Source organism: Actinotignum sp. usb-actsch-213, from assembly GCF_059085665.1.
The window spans coordinates 18,711-42,865 of the sequence record NZ_JBHNSQ010000034.1; the positions used below are offsets into that span (position 1 = coordinate 18,711).

Annotated in this window: 22 protein-coding genes, 1 pseudogene and 1 riboswitch; of the genes and pseudogenes, 21 read left to right on the plus strand and 2 right to left on the minus strand. The window is 61.2% G+C overall.

The annotated features are described in order from the left end of the window. Positions 1-16: 16 nt before the first annotated feature. The 10 genes from AC5RK6_RS03400 (at position 17) to AC5RK6_RS03445 (ending at position 10,791) form a co-directional block, all read left to right on the plus strand. Positions 17-1,360, plus strand: coding sequence for a replication-associated recombination protein A (locus AC5RK6_RS03400; RefSeq protein WP_320757629.1), 1,344 nt, complete (start codon positions 17-19; stop codon positions 1,358-1,360). A 111-nt stretch (positions 1,361-1,471) separates the two neighbouring features. Then, complete coding sequence (rpsD, locus tag AC5RK6_RS03405) at positions 1,472-2,092, plus strand: 30S ribosomal protein S4 (protein WP_016442833.1); 621 nt, start codon at positions 1,472-1,474, stop codon at positions 2,090-2,092. A 235-nt stretch (positions 2,093-2,327) separates the two neighbouring features. Continuing rightward, entirely contained in the window at positions 2,328-5,009 is a 2,682-nt protein-coding gene (gene alaS, locus AC5RK6_RS03410) for an alanine--tRNA ligase (RefSeq protein WP_435730823.1), read from the plus strand. Continuing rightward, a complete protein-coding gene (ruvX, locus tag AC5RK6_RS03415) occupies positions 5,009-5,500 on the plus strand; it encodes a Holliday junction resolvase RuvX (protein WP_016442831.1) in 492 nt (163 codons plus the stop codon). Before alaS ends, ruvX begins: the two co-directional genes overlap by 1 nt. Further along, complete coding sequence (gene mltG / locus AC5RK6_RS03420; protein ID WP_435730824.1) at positions 5,493-6,839, plus strand: endolytic transglycosylase MltG; 1,347 nt, start codon at positions 5,493-5,495, stop codon at positions 6,837-6,839. Before ruvX ends, mltG begins: the two co-directional genes overlap by 8 nt. A gap of 155 nt (positions 6,840-6,994) precedes the next feature. Further along, positions 6,995-7,624 carry an A24 family peptidase gene (locus AC5RK6_RS03425; RefSeq protein WP_320757632.1) on the plus strand — a complete coding sequence of 210 codons (630 nt, stop codon included), beginning with the start codon at positions 6,995-6,997 and terminating at the stop codon, positions 7,622-7,624. Between the two features lie 131 nt (positions 7,625-7,755). Next, on the plus strand, positions 7,756-8,967 hold the full coding sequence (gene aroC, locus AC5RK6_RS03430) for a chorismate synthase (RefSeq protein ID WP_320757633.1): 1,212 nt from the start codon (positions 7,756-7,758) through the stop codon (positions 8,965-8,967). Then, positions 8,964-9,494, plus strand: coding sequence for a shikimate kinase (locus AC5RK6_RS03435; RefSeq protein WP_320757634.1), 531 nt, complete (start codon positions 8,964-8,966; stop codon positions 9,492-9,494). Before aroC ends, AC5RK6_RS03435 begins: the two co-directional genes overlap by 4 nt. Before the next feature lie 128 nt (positions 9,495-9,622). Beyond that, positions 9,623-10,186: an elongation factor P gene (gene efp / locus AC5RK6_RS03440; protein ID WP_016442826.1), complete on the plus strand. Its 564-nt coding sequence runs from the start codon at positions 9,623-9,625 to the stop codon at positions 10,184-10,186. Next, on the plus strand, positions 10,186-10,791 hold the full coding sequence (locus tag AC5RK6_RS03445) for a transcription antitermination protein NusB (RefSeq protein ID WP_320757635.1): 606 nt from the start codon (positions 10,186-10,188) through the stop codon (positions 10,789-10,791). The genes efp and AC5RK6_RS03445 overlap by 1 nt, the downstream gene beginning before the upstream one ends. A gap of 132 nt (positions 10,792-10,923) precedes the next feature. Here the strand turns inward: AC5RK6_RS03445 and AC5RK6_RS03450 are convergent, their stop codons facing one another. Continuing rightward, the gene (locus tag AC5RK6_RS03450; RefSeq protein ID WP_320757636.1) at positions 10,924-11,301 is read right to left on the minus strand and encodes an RNA-binding S4 domain-containing protein; all 378 of its coding nucleotides are present in this window, start codon (positions 11,299-11,301) and stop codon (positions 10,924-10,926) included. 239 nt (positions 11,302-11,540) lie between these two features. Here AC5RK6_RS03450 and mihF point away from each other — a divergent pair, with 239 nt between their 5' ends. The 11 genes and pseudogenes from mihF (at position 11,541) to AC5RK6_RS03505 (ending at position 22,964) form a co-directional block, all read left to right on the plus strand. Further along, the gene (gene mihF / locus AC5RK6_RS03455; RefSeq protein ID WP_320757637.1) at positions 11,541-11,849 is read left to right on the plus strand and encodes an integration host factor, actinobacterial type; all 309 of its coding nucleotides are present in this window, start codon (positions 11,541-11,543) and stop codon (positions 11,847-11,849) included. Between the two features lie 96 nt (positions 11,850-11,945). Then, positions 11,946-12,515, plus strand: coding sequence for a guanylate kinase (gmk, locus tag AC5RK6_RS03460; RefSeq protein ID WP_320757638.1), 570 nt, complete (start codon positions 11,946-11,948; stop codon positions 12,513-12,515). A gap of 66 nt (positions 12,516-12,581) precedes the next feature. After that, positions 12,582-12,830, plus strand: a pseudogene (gene rpoZ / locus AC5RK6_RS03465) (DNA-directed RNA polymerase subunit omega); the annotation flags it as partial. After that, entirely contained in the window at positions 12,830-14,113 is a 1,284-nt protein-coding gene (coaBC, locus tag AC5RK6_RS03470) for a bifunctional phosphopantothenoylcysteine decarboxylase/phosphopantothenate--cysteine ligase CoaBC (RefSeq protein ID WP_435730825.1), read from the plus strand. The pseudogene rpoZ and the gene coaBC, both read left to right, overlap by 1 nt. A gap of 77 nt (positions 14,114-14,190) precedes the next feature. After that, on the plus strand, positions 14,191-15,390 hold the full coding sequence (gene metK / locus AC5RK6_RS03475) for a methionine adenosyltransferase (RefSeq protein WP_320757640.1): 1,200 nt from the start codon (positions 14,191-14,193) through the stop codon (positions 15,388-15,390). Positions 15,391-15,456: 66 nt separating this feature from the next. Beyond that, on the plus strand, positions 15,457-17,631 hold the full coding sequence (locus AC5RK6_RS03480) for a primosomal protein N' family DNA-binding protein (RefSeq protein WP_435730826.1): 2,175 nt from the start codon (positions 15,457-15,459) through the stop codon (positions 17,629-17,631). Positions 17,632-17,699: 68 nt separating this feature from the next. Beyond that, complete coding sequence (gene fmt, locus AC5RK6_RS03485) at positions 17,700-18,656, plus strand: methionyl-tRNA formyltransferase (protein ID WP_320757642.1); 957 nt, start codon at positions 17,700-17,702, stop codon at positions 18,654-18,656. Next, positions 18,649-20,091 (plus strand): RsmB/NOP family class I SAM-dependent RNA methyltransferase, encoded by a 1,443-nt coding sequence (locus AC5RK6_RS03490; RefSeq protein ID WP_320757643.1) that lies wholly within the window; start codon positions 18,649-18,651, stop codon positions 20,089-20,091. The genes fmt and AC5RK6_RS03490 overlap by 8 nt, the downstream gene beginning before the upstream one ends. Positions 20,092-20,104: 13 nt before the next feature. After that, entirely contained in the window at positions 20,105-20,779 is a 675-nt protein-coding gene (gene rpe, locus AC5RK6_RS03495; protein WP_320757644.1) for a ribulose-phosphate 3-epimerase, read from the plus strand. Between the two features lie 40 nt (positions 20,780-20,819). Next, positions 20,820-20,938, plus strand: a riboswitch (FMN riboswitch). 38 nt (positions 20,939-20,976) lie between these two features. Beyond that, positions 20,977-21,846: an ABC transporter permease gene (locus tag AC5RK6_RS03500; protein WP_435730827.1), complete on the plus strand. Its 870-nt coding sequence runs from the start codon at positions 20,977-20,979 to the stop codon at positions 21,844-21,846. A 77-nt stretch (positions 21,847-21,923) separates the two neighbouring features. Continuing rightward, positions 21,924-22,964, plus strand: coding sequence for an ABC transporter substrate-binding protein (locus tag AC5RK6_RS03505; RefSeq protein WP_320757646.1), 1,041 nt, complete (start codon positions 21,924-21,926; stop codon positions 22,962-22,964). A 45-nt stretch (positions 22,965-23,009) separates the two neighbouring features. On the opposite strand, the gene AC5RK6_RS03510 is transcribed toward AC5RK6_RS03505, so the two are convergent. Next, positions 23,010-24,125 carry a DUF3866 family protein gene (locus tag AC5RK6_RS03510; protein ID WP_320757647.1) on the minus strand — a complete coding sequence of 372 codons (1,116 nt, stop codon included), beginning with the start codon at positions 24,123-24,125 and terminating at the stop codon, positions 23,010-23,012. Between the last annotated feature and the right edge of the window lie 30 nt (positions 24,126-24,155).

Below are 24,155 nucleotides of genomic sequence, written 5' to 3' on the forward strand. Positions count from 1 at the left end.
CTCGTAGACTGGGAGGGTGGATCTCTTTGAAAGTAGCCAGGTTGATGCTCGCGGGGTGCCCGATTCTGATACCGGCCCGCTGGCGGTGCGGATGCGCCCGCGCACGGCCGCCGAGGTGGTCGGTCAGGATGAGGTGCTCACCCGCGGCGCACCCTTGCGCCGCCTCATTGACGCGGAGGCCGGGTCTGCGCCGTCGTCCGTATTTTTATGGGGCCCGCCCGGGGTGGGAAAAACAACCCTCGCGTACCTCATTGCCCGGTCAGGCCACCGTGATTTTATTGAGTTATCGGCGGTGAGCGCCGGTGTGAAAGACGTGCGTGCCGCGGTGGATAGCGCCCGGCGCAAACTGGTGAGCAGCGGTACCGAGACCGTGCTTTTTATTGATGAGGTGCACCGCTTCTCGAAAACACAGCAGGATGCTCTGCTGCCGGCGGTGGAAAATGGGTGGGTGATCCTGGTGGCCGCCACCACTGAAAATCCCGCTTTTTCCGTAGTGGCACCGCTGCTGTCACGCTCACTTCTCGTCACGCTACGAGGTTTGAACGACGACGATATCCGCGCCATCATCAACCGGGCCCTCACCAGTGAGCGCGGTCTGGGCGGGGCATATACCCTCGACGAGGATGCGGAATATAACCTGGTGCGCCTAGCCGGGGCGGACGGGCGGCGTAGTCTCACCCTCCTGGAAGCCGCGGTGGACGGAGCACGCGCCCGCGGGGAACAGCGGGTGAGTGTGGAAGATGTTGCCCGGGCGGCCGACGGTGCTACCGTACGATACGACCGTGACGGTGATGAGCACTACCAGGTGATTTCCGCCTTTATTAAATCGATCCGCGGCTCGGATGTGGATGCGGCGATGCATTACCTGGCGCGCATGTTGGAAGCGGGGGAGGATCCGCGGTTCATCGCGCGCCGCCTCATGATTTCCGCGGCTGAAGATGTGGGAATGGCCGATCCGTCCGCGCTGCAAACCGCCACCGCGGCGGCCCAGGCCGTGGCTCTGGTGGGCATGCCTGAAGCGCGGATTATCCTGGCGGAAGCCGTGGTCCACCTGGCCACTGCCCCAAAATCAAACCGGGCCTACCGCGCTATTAATGCCGCTATTGCCGATGTGCGGGCTGGGAAAAGCGCCCCGGTACCCCTCGCGCTGCGCAATGCCTCTTTCAAAGGCGCAGCTGAACAGGGCTACGGGGAGGGGTACCGTTACGCCCACGACTATGAGGAAGGTATCGCTCCTATGCAATTTATGCCGGAGGGCTTGGAAGGTACTCGCTATTACGAACCCACCACCCGCGGCTACGAGGCCAATATCACTCCGAGGCTGGCACATAACCGCGAGGTGCTCGGCCGGGAGAACTGATACACTAGTTCGGTTGCTTTGCGAGAAGTAACACCTGGGGTCTTAGCCGATTGTGTTGGCCCCGAACCGGCGCCGCCCGGCGCTGGAACGTACATCTACAGGAGATTATCAATGGCAGGAAATCGTTCTCGTAAGGCCGTGCGTCAGTCGCGCGCCCTGGGCATCGCCCTCACCCCGAAGGCGGAGCGCTATATGCAGCGCCGCCCCTACCGTCCCGGTGAGCACGGCCGTGGCCGCACCAAGGATTCCGACTACTCGGTTCGTCTCAAGGAAAAGCAGCGGCTGCGCGCCCAGTACGGCATCCGCGAAGCGCAGATGCGCCGCGTATGGGAAGAAGCGCGCCGCCAGGATGGTCTGGCCGGTGAAAACCTCGTGGAGCTGCTGGAAATGCGCCTGGATGCCCTGGTGCTGCGCGCCGGCTTTGCGCGTACCATCGCGCAGGCTCGTCAGGTTGTGGGCCACTCCCACGTTATGGTGGACGGCAAGATCGTCAACCTCCCGTCCTACCGCGTGACTCCGGGTCAGGTGGTGCAGGTCAAGCCGAAGTCGCAGGCTTCCCCGCAGTTCCTCGTGGCTGCGCAGGGTGCGCACCGCGATGTGCTCCCCGCGGTTCCTGAATATCTCGATGTTGATCTGGAGAAGCTGAAGTTCACTCTGGTGCGCCGCCCGCGCCGCGTGGAAGTTCCGGTCCAGGCTGACGTCCAGATGATCGTCGAATACTACTCCCGCTAAAGATGTGGGACTTGAGGAAGGGTGCACCCGGAAAGGTGTGCCCTTCCTTTATTTCATAGCTTTTAGCTATGTGAAAGCGATGCCCGCCGCTGTTTGTCGCGCCCACGCAGGTAGCTGCGGCGTCGTCGTAAAAATAAGCCACTCCCGCCCGCGCCTCGAAAATACCGGGCGGGAGAGCCTGTACCATAGGTGCGTGGTCGCAACGGCCACATAAGCCATAAGGAGACAAATACGTATGCGCACCGCTGAGATTCGCCGGCGCTGGCTGGATTACTTCGCGAAGCACGACCATCATATTGAGCCGTCCGTGCCCCTCGTGTCGCCCGATCCCTCCATTTTGTTCACGATTGCCGGCATGGTTCCCTTCATTCCTTATATCGTGGGAACGCAGCGAGCTCCGTGGCCGAGGGTAGCCTCGGTACAGAAGTGCATCCGTACCAATGACATCGATAACGTTGGTAAAACCACGCGGCACGGTACTTTCTTCCAGATGTGCGGCAATTTCTCCTTCGGGGACTACTTCAAAGAAGGCGCTATCGACCTGGCCTTTGGGCTGCTGTGCGCGCCGCTGGAAGAAGGCGGCTACGGCCTGGACATCGAGCGCATATGGGTGACCATCTGGGAAGAAGATGAGGTCTCCTTCAACAAGCTCGTTGAGGTGGGCGTCAATCCGGCCCATATCGTCAAGCTGACCCGGGAAGAAATTTTCTGGTCCACGGGCCAGCCCGGGCCGGCCGGCCCCTGCGCGGAAATTCATTACGACCGCGGCCCCGAATACGGCCCGGACGCCGTGGGTGGGACCGTGGACCCGGGCGGGGACCGCTACCTGGAAGTGTGGAACCTTGTTTTCGACCAGTACCGGCGCGGGGAAGGCTCCGGAAGCGACTACCCGCTGCTCGGGGAACTGGACCAAACCGCTATCGATACCGGCGCGGGCCTGGAGCGTATCGCCTTCCTGCTCCAGGGCAAAAATAACATGTACGAAACCGATGAGGTTTGGCCGGTTATTGCCCGCACCCAGGAACTCACCGGGCGTACCTACGGCGCGAATGAAGAAGATGACGTTCGCATGCGCGTGATCGCCGACCACGTGCGCTCGGCCATGATGCTTATCAACGACGGCGTGCGCCCGGGTAATGACGGACGCGGCTACGTGCTGCGCCGGCTCATGCGGCGCGCTATCCGTTCGGTCCGTTTGCTCGGGGTGGATGCCGCGGTCCTCGGTGACCTGGTGGAAACCTCGAAGAACGCCATGAAGGAGTCCTACCCCGATCTGGAGGAAAACTTCGGGCAGATTCACCAGGTGGCGGTGGAAGAAGAAGCTGCTTTCCGGCGTACCCTGGCCACCGGCGAACAGATTTTCGCGGCGGCCGTGGATTCGGCAAAGAGCACGCCGCATACCGGCAAGGTGATTATTCCCGGCTCAGCGGCTTTCACGCTGCACGACACCTACGGATTCCCCATCGACCTCACCTTGGAAATGGCGGCCGAAAAGGGCGTGGCTGTGGACGAAAAGGGCTTCCGGGCCCTCATGACCGAGCAGCGTGAACGCGCGCGGGCAGATGCGCAGGCGAAGAAGACCGGGCATGTGGACGCGCATGTCTACCACGAGATTCTCGATGCGCAGGGCGGGCCCACCTCCTTCCTCGGCTACTTCGAAAAGGCTGCGGAAGCACGCGTGGTGGCCATCCTTGAAAACGGGGTGCCGGTACCCGCGGTTACGGCGCCTTCCGATGCCGATGTTATTTTGGACAAGACCCCCTTCTACGCCGAAATGGGCGGGCAGCTGGCCGATCACGGTACCATTAGCGTCGCCGGGGGCGGTATGTTCGACGTCGTTGACGTCCAGGCGCCCGTCAAGGGATTGCATGTGCATCGCGGTTCGCTTACCGAAGGGACCATCGCGGTGGGTGACATCGTCCACGCGCAAATCGATACCCTACGCCGCCACCGGATCGCCCAGGCGCATACCGCAACCCATATGATCCACAAGGTGCTCCACGAATTTATCGGGGAGCAGGCCACCCAGGCCGGGTCCGAGGATGCTCCCTCGCGGCTGCGTTTCGATTTCCGGCACGGTTCGCAAATCCCGGTGGACGTTATGACGCAAATCGAGGCCCGTGCCAATGAACGTCTCCAGGAAAACCTGGAAGTCACGTGGGCGGAATACCCGATTGAAGAAGCCAAGAAACTCGGGGCGCAAATGCTCTTCGGAGAGAAATACGGCGATATCGTGCGGGTGGTGTCCATTGATGATGCCTGGTCGCGGGAATTCTGCGCCGGCACCCACGTGGCCAATACCGGTGAAATCGGGATGATTACCGTGCTGGGCGAATCGTCCATCGGTTCGGGGGTGCGCCGTATTGACGCGCTCGTGGGTGAAAGCGCCTACGCGCAGGGAGCACGTGAACGCGCGCTGGTTTCCCAGCTCACCGCGATGATGGGGGTGCGCCCGGAGGATCTTCCCGAGCGCATCGATACCATGCTCGGCAAGCTCAAGGCAGCTGAAAAGCAAATCGCGGCGCTGCGTCAAAAAGATATTGTGGCGCAGGTGGACACGGTTATTTCCCAGGGTGTGCACCTGGGTAGCCGCACCCTCTATCGCGCCCATCTTGGCGTGGTAGACAGCGCGGATGACCTGCGGGTACTCGCGACGGAGATCCGGGGGCGGTTGGCCCCCTCCGAGGATTTCATCGTCATTATTACCGGGATTAGCAATGAGCGGCCCCTCATCGTGGTGGCGGCTTCCGAAGCGGCGCGCAGTGCCGGGATAAAGGCCGGAGCGCTGGTTTCCCGCGCGGCCAAGATCCTGGGCGGGGGCGGCGGCGGTAAGCCGGATCTCGCGCAGGGCGGTGGTTCGGATGTGACCAAGCTGGATGATGCCCTCGCGGTTCTGGAAGCGGAGCTGCGCGGCTAATGCGGCGAGGCGTGCGGATCGGAGTGGACGTAGGACGGGCGCGTACCGGCGTGGCCAGTTGCGATAGTGACGGCATCCTCGCCACTCCGGTCGCCACGCTCCCGGCGAACGGCACGGACGTGAGTGAAGTTGCTCGCGAGGTGCGCGAGCGCGGTGCCATGGAAGTCATCGTGGGGCTGCCGCGCAATATGGACGGGAGCGAAGGGGCCTCCGCACGGTATTCGCGCAGGTGGGCGCGGCGTTTAGCCCGGCGTATCGCCCCGGTTCCGGTACGCTTATTCGACGAGCGGCTCTCCACGGTGGCCGCCCATGCTCAATTGCATCAGGCCGGGCGCAGCTCGCGGAGCCACCGTGCCGTTGTTGACCAGGTTGCGGCGACCGTTATTCTTAATAATGCGTTGGAAGCAGAGAGGCTCACCGGCGCACCCGCCGGCGAACTTGTGGCGGCACAGACCGAAGCGCAAAGCGAAGCGAAAGGCGATAATGAGTGACGTTTTTGACCGCTTGAGTGCGGATGACGCCGACATCCCGCGCCGTCGCCAATCGGGTGCGCGGCGCAGCTCTCACGGAGGTGGCTCCCAGCGCGGCACTGCGCCGCGAGGCGGGGCACGCGGAAGTCATCCCTACGGACGCGGCTCGCAGGGGCGCGGAAGTTCCGGGCGGGTACCGGCGGGGCGTGGTCCATCGGGGCGAAATTCAGAAGGCCGCAATGCTGCGGAGGCGAGGCGTCGGGCTGCTGCGCGGCGTACTGAGCGTGCCCGCTTGCGCCGACGTAAGCGCATCACCACCGGAATTATTACTGTTTTGCTTGTCACCGCGCTCACCGCTGCGGCTGTTATTTTCTTCCCGCGCCTGCTGCACAGCTCTGATACCGTGCGTGACTACAGCGGAGAAGGAACCGGCCAGGTGGTGGTGCGGATTCCAGAAGGGGCTACCGGGCGCCAGATCGCCGCGGTACTCGCCGAGAAAAATATCGTGGCCACCGAAGGCGCATTTATTGACGTATTTTCCCGGGATCCGCGCTCCACGGGCATCCAGGCTGGGGCTTATACCCTGCGTGAACAGATGTCGGCATCGGCCGCGCTTTCCGCGCTACTGGACCCGGCCAATGCCGCCACGATTAAAGTGACGATTCCCGAAGGATTTACCAAATGGCAGGTGCGTGACCGGCTCGGTAACCTCATGGATATTGATGTCGGTGTGGTCGAAGATGCGATGAACGACGCCGCAGCTATCGGTCTACCCGCGGAAGCCGGCGGGAACGTGGAAGGTTGGCTGGCGCCCGCCACCTATGATTTTGATCCGAATACCACGGTGACCGAGGCACTCCAGCAGATGGTAGAAGTTCAGGTGGGGCGCCTGGAAGCCAGCGGTGCGGAACGGAGTCGGTGGCAGGCAGTGCTCACTACTGCGTCCATCGTGGAACGCGAAGGGCATCCGGCAGATTACCCGAAAGTTGCCCGTGTCATTGAGAACCGACTCGGGGATAATGCCCCGGAAGTAGCGGGGCGCCTACAGATGGATTCCACCGTGCTTTACGGGGTTGGCAAATCCGGCGGGGTACCCACCCGGGCTGAATTGGATGCGGAGAATCCCTATAACACCTACCGGGTGAAGGGCCTACCGCCCACCGCTATCGGGGCACCCGGTGTGGAAGCCATTGAGGCGGCGGTTAATCCGGCCGAAGGTAATTGGCTCTATTTCACCACGGTCAATCTGGAAACCGGAGAAACGAAATTCACGGCCGATTACGAGGAACAGATGCGTTTCCAGGCCGAGTTCCGCGAATGGTACGCCGCACACCCGGACGGAGAGAAAAAGGACCACTAGCGTAGCCGCGTATAGGTACGACGGCGCCGTGGCAATCTGACACATATCGATGTGTCGGTGCCCGAATTTATCCCCAGGCTGCCCAAACGGCTGTGCTATCCACAGGGCGCAGGCTGGGGCTGGTTCAGATGCTGGGGCATTCGTAACCTGAGGGCATGCCCTTCTTTTCCCGCGAGCGCATTCTGCGCGGTACCCTCAGCCCACCGGTAGCGGTGTTGCTCATGCTGGGTGTGAGCCTCTGCTGGGCGGGCTTGGGATGGTCGCGTTCGGTAGGTGCGCTTGGCGGTGGGAACCAGGTTATGGAAGCGGGTGCGGCTAGCTCTGCCGGCGCGTACCTGGGCGCCGGAGCGTTCCTGAGTACCGGTGTGCTTGCGCTTCTTTGCGAGGCCGTGTGCGGGGCGTGCCTGGCGCTTGCCGCGGTGGTGGACGCGCGGGTGCAGCTCCTTCCCGATCCGTTGCTGGCCGCGGCCGGGGGAGCGGCGCTCACGGGAATAGCGCTGCGCGGGCAGTGGGAGAATATCGGTATCGGAGCCGTGGCCGGCCTGGGCGGCTATGTGGCGCATCGCCTCGCGCAGCTCGGGTGGGGTGATGTCAAAATGCTTATCGTGCTGGGATGGTGGACGGGCTCACAGCTCGGTCTGGTCTTGCTTCTCAGCGTTGCGGGCGCGGGTATTTTCGCCGCGGTACGGGTGTTGAGCGCCCGGCTCACCCTGGCCGATGCGGTGCCGCTCGGGCCGTGGCTCATGGGCGGTGGCGCCCTCGCGTGGTTGGCCGGGCTAGGATAGGGAGGCGCCCGTCTCCCCGGCACCTCCGGGTCGTAGCGGGCGAACTGGAACCCGTTACCGCTGTAGTATCAGCACGGGTGGCCGAGATCGGTAACGGGAACTATGAACATAGGGAACGGGGAAGGACGCGGATGATTCGGTGGTCAACAGCGGGGGAATCCCACGGAGCAGCCCTCGTGGCGCTTATTGAGGGAATCCCAGCGGGCTTGAGCCTGAGTTCAGATACCATTCGGGATCACTTGGCCCGCCGCCGGCTCGGCTATGGGCGCGGTGCCCGCCAGAAATTCGAACAGGACAAACTGCACGTTCTCACCGGATTGCGGCATGGATCCACCCTCGGTTCGCCCATCGCGCTCGTCATTGAGAATTCGGAATGGCCCAAATGGGAAGCGGTTATGTCTGTTGATCCGGTTCCACCCGAAGCCCTGCTGCGCAATGCCGGGCGGGGAGATAGCCAAGAACTTGCCCGGAATAAACGCCTCACCGCGCCCCGGCCCGGACATGCTGATCTCACCGGTATGAACAAATATGACCATAACGATGCTCGAAACGTCCTTGAACGCGCTTCGGCTCGGGAAACTGCGGCCCGGGTGGCCCTGGGTGCTATTGCCCGCGAGTACGCGAACCAAAGCGCCGGAATCACTATCCTTTCCCGCGTGGTGGCGCTCGGTAGCGTGAGTGATACCTCAGGGATTGTTCCTGGGCCAGCCGATGCTGCAGCTCTTGATATCTCGCCGGTGCGCTGTCTGGATGAGGATACTGCGCGGGCCATGATGGCGGAAGTTGATCGGGCGAAGAATGCGGGGGACACCCTGGGCGGCGTCGTCGAAGTTCTCGCCTATGGCGTGCCGCAGGGACTGGGTAGTTACGCAACACCTTACGGGCGACTCGACGCGGAACTGGCCCGGGCCATGATGTCGATTCAAGCGGTTAAAGGCGTGGAAATCGGAGATGGATTCGCTACCGCAGGCCGGCTCGGCAGCCAGGCCCATGATGAGATCGTGCGCACAGCAGAAGGCGTGCGACGCCTGACCAATCGTGCGGGTGGAATCGAAGGCGGCATGTCCAATGGTGAAACGATTCGGGTACGGGTTGCTTTCAAACCTATTTCCACCGTCCCGCGGGCCCTGCGCACCATCGATACTGAAACCGGGGAAGCCACTACCGCGCTGCACCAGCGCAGTGATGCAAGTGCTGTGGTTCCCGGGGCGGTCATCTGCGAAGCGATGATGGCGCTGGTTCTCGCGGAAGCAATCCAGGATAAATTCGGAGGCGACACCCTGGGTGATACCCAGGCGGCGGTGCGCGCCTACCTGGATCGCATCCCGGAGGAACGCCGATGAGCGTGCGGGCAGTCTTGGTCGGCATGCCTGGAGTGGGCAAATCGACCGTGGGAAAGCTGCTGGCCAAAGATCTTCAACTTCCCTTTGCAGATTCGGATGCTCTTATCGTCAGCGAAACGGGGCAGAGCATCCCGGAGATTTTCCAGACGGTGGGAGAAGAAGGATTCCGCAGGCTAGAAGCCGATGTTATCGCGCGTACCCTCGCGAATTTTGACGGTGTGCTCTCCCTGGGAGGAGGCGCTATTTTGAGCGGTGCCACCCGGCAAGCACTCCGGGGCTATCCCGTGGTCCTGATCGAAGCACGTATGGATATTCTGGTGCGGCGTATTACCGGCTCGCGCACTCGCCGCCCGCTCCTCGAGGATAATCCTGCGGCGCGGCTACGCGAACTCGACCGGGAACGCACTCCGCTCTACCGCGACGTGGCAAGCGTGACGGTAACTTCCGACGGGGGTTCGCCGCACCGGGTGGTGCGCCGGATTCGCGCGGCTTTGGAGACATACGGCGAGGGCGCTAAGGAAAGCTAGCGCGAGATACGGAAGATGAGGGTCGTGTCCGCCGGTGGAAGTGCAGCAACGGCCGAAAATATGGCCGCGTCGCAAAGATGAAACTCCCCGTGTAAACTTGGGGAGGACTATTTGTGAAAGGATACCTTGTGGCAACAACCAATGATTTGAAGAATGGCATGGTCCTGGTATTCGACAACCAGCTGTGGCAGGTTGTTGAGTTCCAGCACGTGAAGCCGGGCAAGGGCCCCGCTTTCGTGCGGACCAAGCTGAAGAATGTCCTCTCCGGTAAGACCGTAGATCGCACCCTCAACGCGGGCATTAAGGTCGAAACCGCCACCGTGGACCGCCGCGATATGCAGTACCTCTATCATGACGGCACCGATTTCATCTTCATGGATGAGGATACCTACGAACAGGTTCCGGTTACCGCTGAGGTCATGGGTAATCTGGCGAACTTCCTGCTGGAGAACCAGAAGGCCATCGTCGCTTTCCACGAAGGTAATGTACTGTTCGTGGAACTCCCCGCATCGGTGATTCTCGAAGTGACGGAAACCGAACCGGGTCTCCAGGGTGACCGTTCTAATGCCGGCACCAAGCCGGCTACGGTGCAGACCGGGTACGAACTCCAGGTGCCGCTCTTCCTCAATATTGGGGACAAGATTAAGGTTGATACGCGCACCGGTGAATACATTTCCCGGGCGAATGACTAATGGCTAAACAGAAGAAACGCCGGTCCACAGGCCGTTCCACCCAGCGTCATCGAGCCTTGGATGTGCTTTTCGAAGCTGATGAAAAAAACATCACCTCGGAAACGGGCATCCTCGAGCTTCTTGCCGAGCGCCAGCGTATCTCTACCGCCCAGGTTCCCATCGGGGAATTTGGTTCGCAGATCGTGACAGCTTACGCGCAGCAAATGTCGCAGGTGGATACCCTCATTGAGGCTTCCTCGGAGGACTGGTCACTCGAACGCATGAACGCGGTGGATCGCAGCGCTTTGCGCGGTGCGGTTGCCGAACTCATGTACCTGGGGACCTTCCGCGGCGCCGTTATTGTGGAATGGACGAACCTCGTGCGTGAATTCTCCACGGATCGCTCGGTCGGTTTTGTGATGGGCGTGCTCAACAAGGCTGCCGATATCCGCGAACGCGAGGAAAGCGGGAACGCACCTATTCTTCAGAACGACGACGCCGCCAGCGCGGTAGAATCTGGCGAAAAAAGCGACTCTTCGGAATCCGATGAAGCCGGTCTGATCGCCGCTATCCGCACCGGTCAGCTGGATGACCCCGAAGCCGCGCGGGTCAGCACCGAAGAATAAGAGTTTTCCCGGTCCACCAGTAACTCATGGCGAGTTTCCGTGAATTGATGTCACGGAAACTCGCCATTTTTGTGCTTGATATACGGCTTGTGCTGTTAAACGATGACGATGAACCCCTGAACTCCCGGAAGCTTACCGGCGGCCATAATTGGAATTGCGGCCGAACAATCGGTCGAGTTCGCGCCGTTCTTTCTTGGTGGGCCGGCCGCTGCCAGGCTCGCGCCGCATAACAGGTAGATAAATTTTTTCCCGCACCGGGGTGAGATCCTCGTAATTCTCCCGAGCTAGCGGAGCGCTCGTCCGCTTGGTAATAATCCCGGTGACTTTAAGAATCCGATCAAAACCTTCCACCCGGTAGCGCACCACATCACCAACATGGACCTTCGCGGCGGGCTTGGCCGGTTCATCGTTGATGCGCACGTGACCCGCCTTGCATTCAGACGTGGCCAGCGAACGGGTTTTGCACTGGCGCACACTCCAGAGCCATACGTCAATCCGGGCTGTTTCCATGGCTGTAGCCTACCCGGAAGCCGCTGCCCGCCGCGAACTTCGTCACAAGCCGCGGCGCCGACCTGCCGCGATGGTTTTATAAAAAAACAAGGGCGTGGCTCCTTATATTATTTAGGACTATTTCGCTCTACGCTACTAACAAGACGAGGAAGTTTCGTAGCGTCAGCGTCGCCGTGACTGATGTTGACGGAATTGTTATGAGCACCAGGGTATATCTGATGCGCTAGAAAGGGGACACTGTGGAGGTACCACCACTTACTTCGGAGCAGCGTCTCGCAGCTTTGGATAAGGCCGCCGAAACACGGCGGCGCCGCGCGGAACTGTTGCAGCAACTGAAATCAGGGCAGCTGCACCTTTCGGAGGTTTTGGCTCAGCGCGATGATCCGGTCATTGCACGTACCCGTGCCAGCGTGTTGCTGCGGGCACTTCCGGGTATCGGTGAAGCCAAGGCCGCGCGGGCCATGGCCGATATTGGGATTGCTCCTTCCCGGCGCGTGCGCGGACTGGGCGTACATCAAACCGCGGCCCTCATCGCGCTTTTCGGTTAATAGCTTCGTCAGGGGCCAAAGTAAACGACTCTTGGCGACTGATGAGGGCTCTAGCGCCGGAAATTTGTGTCGTATTGCTGTGGCACAATAAATGTCATGACGTCTGAGGAACATCGCCGTATTTGCGTGCTTGCCGGCCCTTCCGGGGTAGGAAAGGGAACCGTAGTTGCGCAGCTGCTCGCGCAGGAACCGCGTGTTTGGCTCTCTATTTCTGCCACTACGCGCGCGCCTCGCCCGGGGGAACGTGAAGGGGAATCCTACTTCTTTGTGGATGATGAGCACTTCGATCACCTCGTGGAAAGTGGGGAGATGCTCGAATGGGCTATCGTTCACGGGAAGCACCGTTACGGGACCCCGCGGCAACCCGTGCTGGATGCATACGCAGCCGGAAAAATTCCGCTTCTTGAAATTGATCTGGCAGGGGCGCGCCAAGTTCGCCAGTCGCTGCCCGAAGCCTTCCAGATTTTCCTAGCACCGCCGTCGTTCCAGGAACTTGAGGCGCGGTTGCGCGGCCGCGGTACCGAAACGGAGGAGGCTATCGAGCGTCGTCTGGAGACCGCGCGGCGTGAATTAGCTGCCCAGGGGGAGTTTGATGCCGTCGTCGTTAATGACACCGTGGCACGTGCCACCGGTGAAATTCTCGACCTTATTGCCCCGAAGCGTTAGAATAAAAGGCCGAAGCTTCACGGTGGTGCCCATGTGCGGTACCGCGTTTATCCAGAAGGGAACTACATGTTCGGAACTGTTCCGGAACCCGAAGGCATTACCAATCCGCCTATTGACGATCTTCTCGCGAAGATTGACTCAAAGTACGCACTGTGCGTGCTTGCAGCGGATCGTGCGCGTCAGATCAACTCCTACAAGCAGGAAATGGCGCGCGGGGACGGCAATATCGAGCATTACGGTGCGCTTGTCTCGGCGGAACCGGAAGAAAAGCCCCTGTCCATCGCGCTGCGTGAAATCGCCGAGGACAAGCTCGAATGGCAGCTGGACGAAAAGTAGAGCACGCACCGCGCGTCGTTATCGGTGTAACCGGAGGTATCGCCGCCTATAAGGCGGCCTACCTCGTCCGGCTCTTCGTAAAAGCCGGTGCGGATGTGCACGTTATTCCCACCCCGGCCGCCTTGGAGATGGTTGGGGCCACCACATGGGAAGCTCTGACACATCATCCTGTTCTTGTTCGGACCAGTGAACATGCTGATGAAGTCGCGCATGTTCGGCTCGGAAAAGAAGCCGACCTGGTTGTGGTCGCCCCGGCAACTGCGAATACGATTGCGAAGGCCCGGGCGGGAATAGCTGATAACCTTCTTCTCAATACCCTGCTGGTGGCCCAATGCCCGGTGGTGATGGCACCCGCGATGCATACCCAAATGTGGGAGCATCCGGCTACTCAAGAAAATATTGCGGTGCTGCAGGCTCGCGGGGTACATATTATTCCACCCGCTAGCGGGCAACTCACCGGAGCGGATTCCGGTCCGGGCCGACTGCCGGAACCGGAAGAGATTTTTGTACAATCCTGGGAGATGCTCACCGGAGCGCACCCGAAAGTAGGTGCGGCACCGGGCAGTGCGGAACAGGCCTCGCTGTGCGGGCGGCACATCCTTGTCACAGCGGGTGGTACCCACGAAGCCCTTGACCCGGTGCGTTTTATCGGCAACCGCTCTTCGGGGCGTTTTGGTCTGGAAATCGCTCGGGCTTTGCTCGAGCGCGGGGCGCGGGTGACGGTACTGGCGGCCCATGTAGCCCGTGATATTACCGCACTTGCTCGGGGTGCTGAGATTGTTCCGGTTAGTTCGGCTCGTGATCTTCACGAAGCCGTTCTCGCGCGGGTGAAGAATGCGGACGGCGTGGTCATGAGCGCAGCGGTTGCTGATTTTCGCCCGGCCGAACCCGCTGCAAGTAAACAGAAAAAAGACGGCAGCGGCAAACGCGTCGTCGAACTGGTAGAAAATCCGGATATTTTGGCTGATATTTCCCACCGGCGCCGCCGCCCGGGGCAGCTCATCGTGGGTTTCGCCGCGGAAACAGGGGACGCAGGCGGAAGCGTCTTAGATTATGGACGGGAAAAAGCGCGGCGTAAAGGCGCTGATTTACTTGTGATCAATCGAGTTGGGGAGAAAACAGGATTTGGTGAGGTGCCCACTGAGATCACTGTGGTCACCCCGGCCGGTGAGATCGTTGCGAGCGGCGCGGGCAGCAAAGCTCAGATGGCTGTTCTCATCGCGGGCCTTATAGCCGATCATTTCACCACCGAGCACGTATAGAATAAGGCTTGCCTTACCTGGCAGGAGCTGGTGACTAATAGTGACTAAGTAGTTTCAATTTATAGCGAGGGGATACGATGCATTACCGGCAACCGTTCACGTCCGAATCGGTCACGGAAGGACACCCCGACAAGGTGTGTGACCTCATCTCTGACTCCATCCTTGACGCGCTGCTTGCGTCGGATGAGAATTCGCGCGTTGCCGTGGAGACGATGGTGACGACGGGGCTGGTGCACGTGGCCGGTGAAGTGACCACGGATGCTTACGCGGATATCGCTCATATTATCCGCAATGTTGTGACCGGGATCGGGTACAACTCCTCGCAGGTAGGCTTTGACGGAAACTCCTGCGGCGTAACGATCTCCATCGATGAACAAAGTCCGGATATTGCCGCCGGTGTTAATACCTCGCTGGAACGGCGGGAAAGCAGCGAGGCAGAATACGATCATTTCGACCTGCAGGGAGCCGGAGATCAGGGGCTCATGTTCGGTTATGCCTGCAATGAGAGTAAAACGCTCATGCCCGCGCCCATTCTGCTCGCCCACCGCTTCGCCGAACGTCTCGCGCTGGTGCGCCGTGAAGGCGTCGTCCCCGGATTGCGCCCCGATGGTAAAACTCAGGTCACTATTGACTACGAAGGTGCGCGGCCCGTGGCCCTCAATACCGTGGTTATCTCCAGCCAGCACGACGAAAATGTACAACGCGACTGGCTGACGGAAACGCTGCGTGACCACGTGGTGACGCCCGTTCTCGAAGAAGAAAATATCGATATCGATACCGATAAATTCGTGCTTCTCGTTAATCCCTCCGGGCGTTTCGTAGTGGGCGGACCGATGGGTGACGCCGGTGTAACCGGGCGGAAGATCATCGTGGACACTTACGGTGGAATGGCCCGCCACGGCGGTGGGGCTTTCTCTGGAAAAGATGCCTCCAAGGTGGATCGCAGCGCGGCCTACGCGGCGCGTTGGGCAGCCAAGAATGTGGTTGCGGCCGGGCTGGCTACCAGGTGCGAACTCCAGCTGGCTTACGCCATTGGGCGGGCGCATCCGGTTTCTGTGCGTCTGGATACTTTCGGGACGGAAACAGAAGAACTCGGCCGTATTGAAAACGCGGTTCAGAAGGTTTTCGATTTTCGTCCCGCGGCGATTATTGATTCCCTGGAACTCAAGCGGCCGATTTTCGCTAAGACGGCGTCTTACGGTCACTTCGGGCGGGAACTTCCTGAATTCACCTGGGAGAAAACGGACCGGGTTGAAGAACTGCTCCGAGCTATCTAGAGCTATCTAGAGCCCGAGGCTTGACGTCGGATTTTTCTGTCGTGGGGCCGGGATATCCTAGGTTGCATGGAGAGCACACTCTTTGATTTCGATGCCCTTCCCCTTGTGGGGGAGCAAGGCGCCCTTCTCGAAGCGCGCCCGGTACGCACCCGCGTGCGCTCCAAGGTACCCAATCCCGTCGCGCATGTTCAGGTGCTCCATTCCCAGCCTCATATGGATCGAGTATTCGACTACCTTGTCCCCGAAAAGTTCGCGGATAGTGCCCGGGTGGGAACCCGGGTCGTGGTAGATCTCGGCGCGCAGCGGGTAGGCGGATTTATCGTTGCTCGGGATAGTATTACGGAAGGCAGCGGGCGGCTGCGCCCCCTGTACAGGGTGGTCTCGGAATACCCCGTGCTTACTGCATCGGTGTATGCGGTTGCCCGTACTCTTGCTGATAAGTATGCCGGAACAGTCGCTGACATATTGCGGACCGCTATCCCGGAACGGCATGCGCGGGCCGCTAAAGAATTCTTGGCCTCTACCCAAGAAACCATCCCCTTGGCCAGCTCTCACGCGGCTCCTGAACCGGGACCTTGGGAAGCCTATCGGGGTGGACCAGAATTCCTCGCGGCACTGGGGGAAGGGAAAGCCGTGCGGGCTTGCATGGCTGCCCTACCCGGGCCCGCCGGGGGAGTAGAGGTTTTGGTTCGCGCAGTACAGGCGGTGCGGCACGCCGGGCGCAGCGTCCTACTGGTTGTTCCCACTACCCGGGCTGCCAGAGCACTGCAGGCTACACTCGCCTCCCGGGTAGGCGAAAATCCCACTCTCATGGTATCCGAGGAAGCACATGAAAAACGCTACCGTGCTTTTTTGGCAGTGCTATCGGGGCAAACCCGCATCGTGGTAGGCACCCGCGGGGCGGCCTGGGCGCCGCTCGCGGATCTTGGACTGGCGGTCATCATGGATGATGCAGCCTCAACCTTGCGTGATATTCGCTCACCTTATCTCGCAACACGTGACGTGGTACTGGAACGTGCTCGGCGTGAACATGCTGCTTTTCTAGTTTTTTCTCCTTATGTGAGCGAAGAATGCGCCCAGCTGCTTTCCGAACACCGCATCACCTTGTTGGATGGCACCGTGGCCGCACGCCGCGTCGCGCTTCCGCATATTTCAGGCCCGCACCAGTGGCCCGGGGGAGAAGCGGATCACTTGCGCTTGCCCCAACCTGCATTCCCTATTCTGCGGCGAGCTCTGGAAGACGGACCGGTTCTTATCCTCGTGCCGCGGAGCGGGTATATCCCGGTGCTGTGCTGCACCTATTGCGGGGAGCGTGCTCTGTGTTCGATATGCGGAGGGAACCTGGCTCAGCGTACCGCACACGAAGCGCTGCGCTGCCAGCGCTGCGGGGTGCGAGTGCAGCCCTGGCGGTGTCCGCACTGCCAGAACGGAAAGCTGCGAGCTGTCCGAATCGGTTCAGCACGTACCGCGGAGGAAATCGGGCGGGCTTTTCCCGGTGTTGGCATTATTCTTTCCGGATCGCACTCTCCGGAGGGAATTATTGGGCGCGTCTCCCAGCGCCCACGCATTGTGGTGGCAACACCGGGTGCGGAACCGGAGGCCGAAAGGGGATTCTCCGCTGCGCTGGTGTTGGATGCACGCTACCTCCTCGGAGAAGGTCTCGGCGCTGAAACGCGTTTTATTCGGGTGCTTGCGCGAGTTGCGGCCCGGGTTCGTTCAGCCGGAGAAGGTGGCCATATGCTGGTGGCCGGGGGAGCACCTCCTGCACTTCTCAATCGGCTAGCGCAATGGGAACTGGGTGAATATGCCGCTGAGTTACTTGAGCAACGGGCCGAATTGGATTTGCCTCCCACCGCCACCTGGGTAGGCATCTCAGGAGCCAGCGAGGATGTGCGTACCTACCTGGCCATGTTGCGAGCGGCCCTCTATCGTCGTGTGGGAGAGGAAGATCCCCATCTCTTTACCCAGTTTTCGCGTGAGGCTGGTCCCCGGGAATCGCGGCTCGAAAATAAGAAAGAAACAGAAGCAGATCTACTGGCCGGCGGAGCCTTCGAGCTAGCCTCCGGGATAGTGCTGCTCGGCCCGGTACCGGGGGCACGCCCAGGAGAGATCACCGTCTATGCTCGGGCGGAACTCGCGCGGGGTATTACTCTCACCCGTCAGACGCGAAAAACTTACGGTGCCTACTCTGCCCAGCGGCTGGGTGGCTCACTGCGCTTACAGGTTAACCCGCCGCTGTAATCAATGAAGGTTAGAAATAACCATCCGTGCTCGAATAGGCTAAGAAAAGAACTAGGTAGGATTGATACGTGAGAATATTATTCGCAGGCACACCGGAGACAGCGGTTCCGGCCTTAGAGCTCCTACATCATGAAGGTTTCGATATCGCTGGAGTACTCACCCGCGCTCCCGCGCCCCAAGGGCGCAAACGCGTGCTAACTCCCTCACCGGTCCATCGCGTGGCGACAGAGCTGGGCCTTCCTGTGCTCACACCTTCTACGTTAAAGGACAGCGCGGTCCAGGACCAGATCGCTCAGCTCGCCCCCGAAGCCGTGGCGGTAGTTGCCTATGGGCTCATCATTCCGCCAGCCCTCCTCACGGTCCCGCGCCACGGTTGGCTGAACCTGCATTTCTCCCTTCTGCCGCGCTGGCGCGGAGCCGCGCCGGTCAATTACGCCATCGCAGCGGGTGATGGCACCACCGGAACCAGTGTTTTCCAAATTGAACAAGGCCTTGATACCGGCCCCGTGTTCGCGAGTGCAGCTACCCAAATCGGGGCGGAAGAAACCGCTGGAGAACTGCTGGCCCGTCTGGCACAATCCGGGGCGCGCCAATTGAGCGATACTCTCCATGCCATTGCCGCCGGTAAAGCCCAGGCACACCCGCAAATGGGGGAAGTTACCCTCGCACCCCAATTCGATTCTTCCTGGGCGCGAGTCAATTGGGAGTGGCCCGCCCAACGCATCGCGGATCGGGTTCGCGCCGCCAACCCTGCCCCCGGGGCCTGGACTACCCTCAACGGGCAACGTTTCAAGATCGAGTCAGTGCGCATAGTTGTGCCTGACACTTCTGCCACGCACCTAACCTTGGCACCTGGCGAAATCGGCCCGGGTGGCGTTATCGGCTGCGGGGAAGGAACCGTCCAATTGTGCCGGGTTGCCCCGCCCGGCAAGGCCCATATGGATGCCTCCTCCTGGCTCAACGGTGCCCGCCTTACCGAGCACACCCGTTTCGATGCGGAAGTGAAGGAGGGGCACCATGAATGAGCGTCCCGCCGGCTGGGTGCCGCGCCGCCAGTCATCAAACTACGCCCGTCTCGTTGCCTATGATGCATTGCGGGCCGTTAATACTGAGGATGCTTACGCTAATCTCATCCTTCCCGGCATGGTAAGCCGGGCACATCTCAACCGAAGCGACGCGGCTTTCGCCACCAACTTGGCGTACGGGACCTTGCGACTTCAAGGCCGGTGGGATGCCATGATCGCCCGCTGTTCCCAAGGTCGTACCCTCGCGGATATCGATCCGCGAGTCCTCGATCTACTCCGGCTAGGCTGCTACCAGCTCATTGAGCTGAAAACTCCTCCCCACGCGGCCATTAACGAAACAGTTGCGCTAGCCCGCAATGAACTCGGTCAAGGAATCGCCGGTTTCGTCAACGCCGTGTTGCGGAGAGTCTCCGAGCGTCGGGATTCCTGGCGCGGAATTATTGAAAATAGCACAGCATCGAGGGAAGAGTTTCTGGCGGTTTGGCATTCGCATCCGCGCTGGATCGTGCGCCAGCTGGAATCCTCCCTCGCGGCAGCCGGGCGCTCCACCGAAGTGGAAGCCGTTCTCGAAGCGAATAACACGCCCGCGAAAGTAGCTTTAGCCTGTCGCAATATTTCACCCGAGCACCTCAAAGCCCGGATTGAGCGGGCCAAGATGACGTGGGAAGATCCCTACCTGGTACCCAGCGCGGTGCTCCTAGACTCCGGTGACCCGCACCGGCTCTGGCCCGTGCGTGACGGGGTCGCAGGTGTCCAGGATGAGGGGTCGCAGCTCATCTCCGACATTGTCACGGAGGCCTCCATCTCAGGGAAGGATGAATCCTGGTTGGATATGTGCGCCGGTCCCGGGGGGAAAACCGCAACTATCGCCGCCACGGCGGCCCGGCGCGGGGCCCGCGTATTCGCGAATGAACCCCAGGCCCACCGCCTTGATCTCGTTGAAGAAAACGTTGCCCCCTGGGCGGATACCGTTGCACTGCGCGAAGGTGATGGGCGCGATATTGGCGCTCAGGAGCCGGATAGCTATGACCGGATCCTCGTGGATGCCCCGTGTTCTGGCTTGGGTGCGCTGCGCCGTCGTCCCGAAGCCCGGTGGCGCAAAAAAGAAAGCGACCTGGCCACACTCACGCAACTCCAAGGCGAGCTCCTCGACTCCGCCTACCGCGCCCTGCGTCCGGGCGGACTATTGCTCTACACAACCTGCTCCCCGGTGCTCGCGGAAACCCGCGATGTCATCGCCGCCTTCTTGGAACGCACCGCGGGCGCGGAACTGGGAGACGTCACCGTCACCGCGAACCGGCGAGCGCTGCGCCCGGTTGCCTCTCGTGGAATGACCGTGCAGCTGTGGCCTGATATCCATCACACAGATGCCATGTATATGGCACGCATCCTCAAACCCGCATCCGAATCCGCGCCAGCGTCGCGGCGCTCTTGAAAGGATCATCACCATGGACGTGAAGATTTCCCCCTCTATTCTCAACTGCGATTTTGGGCATCTCGCTGATGAACTGGAGAAAATCTCCAACGCTGATTTCGTGCACGTGGATATTATGGACAATCACTTTGTTCCCAATCTCGCCCTCGGCCTGCCCATTTTCGAAGCGGCAGCACAGGCAACCGCGGTCCCGCTCGATGCCCACCTCATGATCGAGAACCCCGACCGGTGGGCACCCGCCTACGCCGAAGCAGGGGCTGCCTCCGTCACCTTCCACGCCGAAGCCTGCCAAGCTCCGCTGCGTCTCGCTCGTGAACTACGCGCGCAGGGCGCCCGTGCTGGACTTGCAATCAAACCGGCTACGCCCATCGAGCCATATATCGACATCCTTAGCGAATTCGACATGGTCCTCATTATGACGGTAGAACCGGGATTCGGTGGGCAAAGTTTCATCGAATCGATGATGCCGAAAGTTACCCGCACCCGCCGCGCGATTGAGACAGCTGGGCTGGACGTGTGGATTCAAGTGGACGGCGGTATCTCCCGCGCTACCATCGAACAAGCAGCGGCTGCCGGAGCTAATAACTTCGTGGCGGGCTCGGCAGTTTTCCGTGCGGAAGATGCCTACACTGAAGTAGAAAAGCTTCGCGAATTAGCCACAATCGCGTGCCAGCACGCGGCAAATTAACAACGGGTGCAAGCCACCACGTGAAGAGCTAATATAGAACACGATGCACCGGGGTCAGTGAAAGTCTGAACCGGCGGTAACAGTCCGCGAACCACGCACGTGGCCGATGGGGTGGAATTCCCCAACCGACGGTAACAGTCCGGATGGGAGGCGCATCGAGGGGCTCCAAGCCCCCACTTCGGCTAGGCTATTTCGGCGTGCCGTTGCGTCAGCGTCTCCTGGCTTCAAAGTTCCCGGCCATCGGGAAGGTCAGGAACCAGAACGTGAACAACGTGCGCCGCAACTCTCACCCGCGCCCGCGGTCTCCGCGCACCGCGTGGGTACCCGCCACCCTATCTCTCCTCGCGGTTTTTCTCCTCTGGGTGGTCGTTACCCGCTCCCAGGTGGTCCCCGACCATCTTCTTCCCGCACCCAGTGCGGTCGGGCAACGCCTCGCCACCGCTCTCCTCGGAATCGGCGATCACCCGCCCTACCTCCTCAGTGCACTCGGGAACACGCTCGCCGCCGCCCTCACCGGTTGCGCCTGGGCTGCCCTCCTCGGTGTTCCCCTCGGCATTGCCCTGGCGCGCTGGCGTCTCCTCAATAGCGCACTCCAGCCCTTCCTCGCCGCCTCGCAAGCCGTCCCCGCCGTCGCCCTCGCCCCCCTCCTCGTCGTGTGGATTGGCTACGGGATGCCCTCCATCGTGGTGCTGTGCACCATCATGGTGATCTTCCCGATTATCGTCTCCACGTCGGTGGGTGTACACGCTATCGACCGTGACGTCATCGCCGCCGCTCGGCTCGACGGCGCAGCCCGCCTCACCCTCCTTTTCCCCATCATCGTGCCCTTGGCCGCGCCCTCCATCCTGGCCGGCCTGCGCACCGGGTTCACCCTCTCCATCACCGGTGCCGTCGTCGGCGAAATGATTATCGGAGGAGCGGGCCTGGGCACCGAATTATCACGGGCTCAACCCACCGGAGATATCACCGGAATGTTCGCCGTTATCGTCGTCATGGCTGCCGCCGCCATCAGTATCTATCTCCTCATCTTTACCGTCGAAAAACACGTCACAGCGGCGGTGCGTTAACTATGGCCACTCAAAGCCACGGCTCGCACCCCAGCACGACACTCGCGAACAGCAGCGCAACGCAAGAAAGGACACCCATGAAACGACTCATCGCCACGCTCGCAGCCGCTACCCTCGGCCTTGCCGGATGCGCGGGAGGTAGCTCCGGCACCAAAGCCGGTGAAAGTAGCTCGCCCTCCGCCGCCGTGCAACAACCTACCGCGGGCGCCACCGCCTCCCTCACCGTCGGTCTTACCTACGTTCCCGATATCCAATTCGCGCCCTTCTACGTGGCCGAAGACCAGGGCTATTTCCAAGAAGCTGGGCTTGATATCACACTGCGTCACCACGGCGCCCAAGAATCCCTCCTCGGTGCGCTTTCTAGCGGCAGCGAGGATGTGGTCTTCGCCGGCGGCGATGAAATGATGGAAGGCCGCTCCAATGGCATCGACGTCGTCAATTGGGCAACGATGTACCAGGACTATCCCGTGACCCTCATCGTCCCGGCCAATTCCCCGATTCAAAGCGCGGCTGACCTGGCTGGACGCCGCATCGGGCTGCCCGGTCCGTACGGGGAAAACTACTATGCTCTCCAGGCGCTCATGGCCGCACATAACTGGACAGAATCAGATATCAGCGTGAACTACATCGGCTACACCCAGGCCGCAGCCCTGGCCAGTGGGGAAGTGGACGCGATTATCGGTTTCCGCAACTCCGATGTTCCCAGCGTGGAACGCCAGGGGGTGCCGGTGCGTACCATTGAGATGCTTCCGGGCGGGCTGCCGCTGGTAGGCGTGGGACTCGGTTCGCTGCGTCCCACCGTGGAGGCCCATCGTGACGATTTCACCCGTATGCTCGCAGCTCTTGACCGCGCCGTGAACTTCGCGCGCAGCAACCCGAAGGAAACCGTGGAGATCACTGCGAAGCATGTTCCGGCCCTGCGTGAAGCGGATAACGCCGCCGCGGCCGAAAAAGTCCTCGCGAATACCATTGAGCTTTACGCCGGGCGTACCCCGCTCGGGGTGCAGGATGCGCAGCGTTGGGAAGCGATGGCCACGTTTATGTCCGGGAAACTGCTACGTGAACCGGTTGCTGCGGCTGATGCTTTCGTTGATCTCACCGGTAGCGCCGCGCAATAAGAACGACGACGCAGCTGCGCGCCACCGGCCCATCAGGCGCGCAGCTCAACTCTGCTGTGCCCGCACCACCAGCTCCCCGGCCGCGTAACCGGCCGCGCCCGCCGCTAAGAAATTGAGGGGATCGTCGGTGAGTGAGCGCCCCATCGTGGATAACCGTACCGGGAAATCCGCGAGGGCGCTCGCCACCGGATCCGCCTCCACGTCCACCCGCTCCAGGTGCGGCACCTGGAAAAGCTTCTCCAGCTGTCCTGCCAGGCGCGCGCCCACCTCAGCGGGCACCGCGCGGCATAGTGCATCCTCACCCGGCACCGGGACCGGGCAGCGTACCGGGCAGCGGGCCACCCGCCTCAAAGCTGTCACGCTGTGATGGGAGAGCCCCAGGTGGCGGTCCCGCTGATCCGCACTCGACATTCGCAAAGCCGCAATCGGGATTCCTCCCAGAGTATCGGCAGCGTTGAGATGCTCCCCGACACGTGTCCCGGAAAATCCCCACCGGGTATCCGTTCCCAAATTGCCCGGCCCCTGCGCCACCACGGCCACATCCGCCTGCCACACCAGGCGCGCCGCTAGCAAGGCAGTGTAGATCGTGACAGCTTCAAGCTTGCCCCCGAAGGCCTGCCCGCACGAAATTGTGCCCAGGATAAGGCCGAGGTCCTCTAATTGCGCAGCGGTGCGGGAGAACCACGCTGGCAGAGCTCCGCCGTCGTCCATCACATACGCGATACGCGCCCCCGGCACGCGCGCGTGCACCCCCGCAACAATCGCGGGAAGCGCCGAATGTAAATCCGCAACCACCACCGGCATCCCGGCGATGGAATCAGCATCGCGCAGCAGCTCGTGGTGCGGAGAATTTTGTTCATCAACGCCCAGAGTGAGGTACTGGAGGGGCGTGTACCGGGCCTTAACAATATGGCCCGGGGTGGGGGAATCAACGGGCAAACGCTCGGGAATTGCGCACACAAAGAAATATCCGCCGGTACCCAGCCCGCGCGCCGCCGCACTCGCCTGGAGCAGCACGGTATCACCAACTTCCGGTTCGCCCACGAGCTCGGGATAAACGAGCGCGCGCCCGCGGGTACCGTCCTCAAGCTCCACCGCGGCTTCGCGCGCCCCGCGCCATGTTTTGCCCAGGGAAAGAATTTTCCCTCTCCGCCACATCATCACGGCTTTAACTCTACCGTCGGCTAGGCT

What these genes read in the sequence shown, in the direction of transcription:
- AC5RK6_RS03505 (WP_320757646.1), top strand. Translation starts at nt 21,924, where the DNA reads ATGAAACGACTCATCGCCACGCTCGCAGCCGCTACCCTCGGCCTTGCC.
- metK (WP_320757640.1), top strand. Translation starts at nt 14,191, where the DNA reads ATGCATTACCGGCAACCGTTCACGTCCGAATCGGTCACGGAAGGACAC.
- ruvX (WP_016442831.1), top strand. Translation starts at nt 5,009, where the DNA reads ATGCGGCGAGGCGTGCGGATCGGAGTGGACGTAGGACGGGCGCGTACC.
- gmk (WP_320757638.1), top strand. Translation starts at nt 11,946, where the DNA reads ATGACGTCTGAGGAACATCGCCGTATTTGCGTGCTTGCCGGCCCTTCC.
- mltG (WP_435730824.1), top strand. Translation starts at nt 5,493, where the DNA reads ATGAGTGACGTTTTTGACCGCTTGAGTGCGGATGACGCCGACATCCCG.
- aroC (WP_320757633.1), top strand. Translation starts at nt 7,756, where the DNA reads ATGATTCGGTGGTCAACAGCGGGGGAATCCCACGGAGCAGCCCTCGTG.
- AC5RK6_RS03425 (WP_320757632.1), top strand. Translation starts at nt 6,995, where the DNA reads ATGCCCTTCTTTTCCCGCGAGCGCATTCTGCGCGGTACCCTCAGCCCA.
- AC5RK6_RS03435 (WP_320757634.1), top strand. Translation starts at nt 8,964, where the DNA reads ATGAGCGTGCGGGCAGTCTTGGTCGGCATGCCTGGAGTGGGCAAATCG.
- AC5RK6_RS03510 (WP_320757647.1), bottom strand. Translation starts at nt 24,125, where the DNA reads ATGATGTGGCGGAGAGGGAAAATTCTTTCCCTGGGCAAAACATGGCGC.
- rpsD (WP_016442833.1), top strand. Translation starts at nt 1,472, where the DNA reads ATGGCAGGAAATCGTTCTCGTAAGGCCGTGCGTCAGTCGCGCGCCCTG.
- AC5RK6_RS03450 (WP_320757636.1), bottom strand. Translation starts at nt 11,301, where the DNA reads ATGGAAACAGCCCGGATTGACGTATGGCTCTGGAGTGTGCGCCAGTGC.
- coaBC (WP_435730825.1), top strand. Translation starts at nt 12,830, where the DNA reads ATGGCAGCTGGACGAAAAGTAGAGCACGCACCGCGCGTCGTTATCGGT.
- AC5RK6_RS03490 (WP_320757643.1), top strand. Translation starts at nt 18,649, where the DNA reads ATGAATGAGCGTCCCGCCGGCTGGGTGCCGCGCCGCCAGTCATCAAAC.
- alaS (WP_435730823.1), top strand. Translation starts at nt 2,328, where the DNA reads ATGCGCACCGCTGAGATTCGCCGGCGCTGGCTGGATTACTTCGCGAAG.
- AC5RK6_RS03480 (WP_435730826.1), top strand. Translation starts at nt 15,457, where the DNA reads ATGGAGAGCACACTCTTTGATTTCGATGCCCTTCCCCTTGTGGGGGAG.
- rpe (WP_320757644.1), top strand. Translation starts at nt 20,105, where the DNA reads ATGGACGTGAAGATTTCCCCCTCTATTCTCAACTGCGATTTTGGGCAT.
- AC5RK6_RS03445 (WP_320757635.1), top strand. Translation starts at nt 10,186, where the DNA reads ATGGCTAAACAGAAGAAACGCCGGTCCACAGGCCGTTCCACCCAGCGT.